This is a genomic window from Bradyrhizobium sp. (assembly GCF_030693485.1).
Taxonomy (GTDB): domain Bacteria; phylum Pseudomonadota; class Alphaproteobacteria; order Rhizobiales; family Xanthobacteraceae; genus Bradyrhizobium.
The window spans coordinates 1-3,027 of record NZ_JAUYAN010000269.1; the positions used below are offsets into that span (position 1 = coordinate 1).

The following is a 3,027-nucleotide window of genomic DNA, read 5'->3' on the forward strand; positions in this document are numbered from 1 at the left end:
GATCCTGCATCTCGCCCGCCTGCTCGCCCGTGTCGCCGACGACTTGCCGTCGGAAAAGGTCGACCGCGATCTCATTCGTGACGCCCAGCGGCTGATCGAGGCGGTCGAGACCCTGGTGCGGCTGCACACCGCGCAGGAAGAAGACATCTACGAAGCGGTGGCAGCAAGGTAGGCGAAGCGGGTTCCCGAAGGGGGGCGGCGGCCCCAACCAAAAATATCGAAAACAACCCCATGCAATGGAGGCGACCTTTAGAATAAAGGTAAAATATTACCGTAGTGTATAGCACCGTGGGGCGGGTTGGCGAAGCGTAACCCGCGGATGCGGAAAGCCTGGATGGCGGATTACGCTGACGTTAATCCGCCGTACGCCGCGGCCGCTTTTCCGCTCCACCGTCGTCCCACACCGTCAGCGCCTGATCTCCCTGATCAGCACCTTGACGGCCGAGCCCTCCTTGAAGATGCGATAATCATATTCGACGGTTCCGCCGCCCGACAGGGCCAGGTTCGCGGTGCAGATGGTTTCCGCATCCGATGCCGACACCTTCCTGATGAAGTTGTATTTGGTGGCGCTGAACTTGTTCTGCTTGTTGAGGTCGGACAGCGTGTCGCGCGTGGTCTGCGCGTCGCAGGCCGGGATGCTTCCGATACTGCCGACCTTTCCGATCAGTCCCACGCCGGTCGCCAGCAGGGTGATGGCGATGCAGACGTACAGGAAATAGCGCAGCCATGTCGGCCCGGTCCGCGCCGCATTGGCCATGACCACGCTGCCGACGACGCCGGACACCGCGGAACCATAATTCGGCGATGCCAGATCTTTCTCGTTGTCCATCGCAATACTCCTCTGAAAAAGAAGAGCTTAGACCACGCCATCGATTTCAGCCATGCGCCGCGCATAGAGCCGCCGCAACGGTTCCAGCTGCGTGGCGGCCGTCGCCGCGACATAGGCCTCGCGCGCGGCATCGCGGCGGCCGAGCCGGCGCAGCAGATCGGCGCGGACCGCCGGCAACAGCGCGTAACCATTGAGGCTGCCGCGGGCCTGCAGCGCATCGACCAGGGCCAGCGCGCGCGCCGGTCCGTCCATCATCGATACCGCCGCGGCGTGGTTGAGTTCGATTACCGGCGACGGGCCGATCCGCAACAGCACTTCGTAGAGGCCCGCGATCTGCGGCCAGTCGGTATCCTGAAAGTTCGGCGCGCGGGCATGCAGCGCCGCGATCGCGGCCTGCACCGCATAGGATTGCGGACGGCCCGGCATCCGCAAGGCCTCCTCCACCAGTCTCAGGCCTTCGGCGATCTGACAACCGTCCCAGCGCGTGCGATCCTGTTGCTCCAGCAGCACGATTTCGCCGGCTTCGGTCGCGCGCGACATGCGGCGCGCGTCGTGCAGCAGCATCAGCGCAAGCAATCCCTTGATCTCGCCGCGCTGCGGCTGCAAGGCGTCGAGCAGCCGCGCCAGCCGGATCGCTTCGCGCGCCAGATCGGGCCGCATCAGGCCTTCGCCCGAGGTTGCGGCATAGCCTTCGGTGAAGACGAGATAAATCACGGCGAGCACGCCGCGCAGCCGCGGCTCCAGCGCCTCGCGTTCCGGCACCTCATAGGGAATGCCGGCGAGCCGGATCTTCTGCTTGGCGCGGAGCAGACGCTGCGCCATCGCCTCGGTGCCGGTCAGAAAGGCGCGCGCGACCTGCGCCGTGCTCAGCCCGCACACCGTGCGCAGCGTCAGCGCGACCTGCACTTCGGCGGCAAAGGACGGGTGGCAGCAGGTGAAGATCAGGCGCAGCATGTCGTCGTCGAGAACAGCATCCGCGACCTCGCCGGAAGCGGAGGCGTTGAGCAGCAACTCCTGCGTCAGCTCGCCTTGCTTGCCGCGAAACGCGCCCTGCCGGCGGATCCGGTCGATCGCCTTGTTGCGTCCGACATTGACCAGCCACGCCCGCGGATTGGACGGCGGACCTGTGGCGGGCCAACGTTCAAGCGCCGCGGCAAAGGCATCCTGCAGCGCGTCTTCCGCCAGATCGAAATCGCCGACGAGGCGGATCAGCGTGGCCAGCGCCCGCCCCGCCTCGTCGCGGAATATGCTTTCGATCTCGACGGGGGTCATTTTTGGAGTTCAACTTTCGTCATTCGAAGACCATGATGGGCCTGACCTCGATCGAGCCGTATCTGGCGTCGGGAATCCGTGCCGCGATGGCGAGCGCGGCGTCGAGGTCCTTCGCCTCTATGAGATAGTAGCCGCCGAGTTGTTCCAGGGTCTCGGCAAACGGACCGTCCGTCGTCAGGGTCTTGCCGTTGCGGACGCGCACGGTGGTCGCGGTCGATGTCGGCTGCAGCGCGTCGCCGGCCTTGAAGTTGCCGCTCTGGATGATGGACTGGGTGAAAGCGCCATACTCCTCGATTATCTTCTGGCTCGTCGCCGCGTCGATTTTGCCGGCTTCGGCTTCGCTTTGATAGATCATCAACAGGTACTGCATCTGAAACTCCTCATGGCCTGGCGGGTGCGCCGACACCCAGTCGAACGGGCCCCTCGCAGAACGACATCTTCAGGATAATTTATTTTGGCGGAGGGGTAGCCGCTATCCGCTTGACGCGGCCGCCCCGAGCCCCCATCACAGGGCCGTCAGTCGGCCGGACGGCCGCTCCCGCTATGGTCGAAAGGCTGCGGGAGAGGAAAGTCCGGGCTCCATCGACATACGGTGCCGGATAACGTCCGGCGGGGGCGACCCCAGGGACAGTGCCACAGAGAACGAACCGCTTCCCCCACCCTACCCTCCCCCGCTTGCGGGGGAGGGAAAGGGAGGGGGCGAGTAAGGGTGAAAAGGTGCGGTAAGAGCGCACCGCGGGTCCGGCAACGGAAACGGCATGGCAAACCACACCGGGAGCAAAACCGAATAGGGACGGCAACGCGGGATGTTCGCCGAAAGGCGATAACTCCGCAGGGCGATGTCAGGCTCGCTGTCCGGGTAGGTTGCTCGAGGCCCTGTGCAAACAGGGTCCCAGAGGAATGGCCGTCACGTATCGCCTGTGCAA

Annotated in this window: 3 protein-coding genes and 1 other RNA gene; 1 reads left to right on the forward strand and 3 read right to left on the reverse strand. The window is 64.7% G+C overall.

From position 1 onward, the window contains the following. Nucleotides 1-406: 406 nt before the first annotated feature. From Q8N40_RS19770 to Q8N40_RS19780, 3 genes are read right to left on the reverse strand one after another with little or no spacing between them, the layout of a single operon-like run. Entirely contained in the window at nt 407-829 is a 423-nt protein-coding gene (locus tag Q8N40_RS19770) for a hypothetical protein (protein ID WP_305712986.1), read from the reverse strand. Between the two features lie 27 nt (nt 830-856). After that, the gene (locus tag Q8N40_RS19775) at nt 857-2,101 is read right to left on the reverse strand and encodes an RNA polymerase sigma factor (protein ID WP_305712987.1); all 1,245 of its coding nucleotides are present in this window, start codon (nt 2,099-2,101) and stop codon (nt 857-859) included. 19 nt (nt 2,102-2,120) lie between these two features. Next, nucleotides 2,121-2,471 carry a YciI family protein gene (locus Q8N40_RS19780; RefSeq protein WP_305321164.1) on the reverse strand — a complete coding sequence of 117 codons (351 nt, stop codon included), beginning with the start codon at nt 2,469-2,471 and terminating at the stop codon, nt 2,121-2,123. Nucleotides 2,472-2,617: 146 nt separating this feature from the next. On the opposite strand from Q8N40_RS19780, the gene rnpB reads away from it, so the two are divergent. Continuing rightward, nucleotides 2,618-3,027, forward strand: an RNA gene (gene rnpB, locus Q8N40_RS19785) — RNase P RNA component class A; the annotation flags it as partial.

Bases quoted from the DNA above. Each gene is read 5' to 3' on its own strand.
- Q8N40_RS19780 (WP_305321164.1), bottom strand. From the start codon at position 2,471: ATGCAGTACCTGTTGATGATCTATCAAAGCGAAGCCGAAGCCGGCAAA.
- Q8N40_RS19775 (WP_305712987.1), bottom strand. From the start codon at position 2,101: ATGACCCCCGTCGAGATCGAAAGCATATTCCGCGACGAGGCGGGGCGG.
- Q8N40_RS19770 (WP_305712986.1), bottom strand. From the start codon at position 829: ATGGACAACGAGAAAGATCTGGCATCGCCGAATTATGGTTCCGCGGTG.